Consider the following 1,570-nt stretch of genomic DNA (forward strand, 5'->3'; position numbering starts at 1 on the left):
ATAAAATACTTTTTGAAGGTGAGTAAACTTATGAATATGAATGATATATTATCAATTGACATGGAAATGTACTATGATTGCAAAATGAATTTTATGGTGGGTCTTTGTGAACAACTCAAATTGCCAGAAGTGTTCAACTTAAATTTAGAAAAAAGTTTAGGAAGGAAGACGGATATTTCTTATGGAATAATGGCTGAGATGATGATCGTAAATATTTGTGATAACCACCATCCTCTATCTCTGTTAAATGAGTATTATAAAGAGAAAGATCTAGAAGGTATATTTCATTGTCCTATAGCTCTAAGTCAAGTTAATGATGATAGGTTTGGTAAATTTTTAGATGCATTTTATGAAGCTGGCCCAAGAAAAATATTTGGGGAGCTAAGTTCCCAAGCATTTGTCAATTATGGAATAGAAGTAACAAACATAAATTATGACACAACTTCAAAAGTAATGTGGGGAACTTATGAAACAGAAGAACTTAAAGAAGGAGTAATTTCAATAGATTTTGGTCACAGCAAGCAGAAAAGACAAGATAAAAAACAGATTAAAATGGGTATAGGTGTAGCTAACGGGGTTATGGTTGATGCAAAGGTATTATCAGGAAATAAAGATGATAAAACATATAACAACGAGACTCTTGATGACGTAGAAGACGTTCTTGAAAGGTTGAAAATTTCCAAACAAGATTTTCATTATATTGCAGACAGTGCTCTTTTTACAGATAAAAATTTGAAGAAAGCAGAAAATAGAAGCATTAAGCTTATAACAAGAATGCCTGAAACCACTACACTTGCAAAGGGTTGTATAAGAGAAGCTCTTGATCGTAGATCTGAAATGAGAGATATAGAAATTCAAACACCGCAAGGTAAAGTTAGTAAATATTCTGTATTAGAACAAAATTGTACTTATGAAAATACTGAATTAAAATGTGCAGTATGCTATTCTGTAAATCTTGAAGTTACCAAGGAAAGAACAATTGAGAAGCAAGTAATCGGAGAAAAAGAGATATTGAAAAAGCTCTCTAAAGTATGTTTAAAAACATCTTTTGCATGTGAAGAGGATGCTAACAAAGAGAGTTTAAGATTGTTTAAAAAGGATCTAAAGAAAATTAAATATCACAATGTAAGCATGGAAATTCTGAGTATTGAAAAAAAGAAAAAAGGACGTAAACGCAAGGATGAAAGTAAAATCGAACATATAATGGAGTACTTTTTACAAATAGAGATAACTGTAGATGATGAAAAAATCCGTAGAAGCTTTGAACAAGCCTGTACATTTATACTTTGTAGCAATGATCTTACTTTAACAGCTGAGGATTTACTTACAGAATATAAAACACAAATAGGAGTTGAAAAAAAGTTTCAGCAGCTTAAATCACCACATTTTGTTAATTCATTATATTTAGATACACCACAGCGTATAGAGGCACTTACGTACCTTATTTTAATATCAATGATGATATTATCAGTTGCTGAATATGTAGTAAGGCGAGAAATGAAAGCAGAAGGTGCCATAATAATAGGTCCTGGCGGCATAAAAATGAAGCAACCATCTTTGGTGGCTATAT

The 1,570-nt window shown here is 31.3% G+C and carries 1 protein-coding gene; it reads left to right on the plus strand.

Annotated elements, in window-relative coordinates:
• Positions 1-30 precede the first annotated feature (30 nt).
• A partial coding sequence (locus KPL38_RS19180) for an IS1634 family transposase (RefSeq protein ID WP_216290734.1) occupies positions 31-1,570 on the plus strand: 1,540 nt, incomplete at its 3' end.

The sequence above is a fragment of the Clostridium psychrophilum genome, assembly GCF_018861705.1.
Classification (GTDB): Bacteria; Bacillota; Clostridia; order Clostridiales; family Clostridiaceae; genus Clostridium_AD; species Clostridium_AD psychrophilum.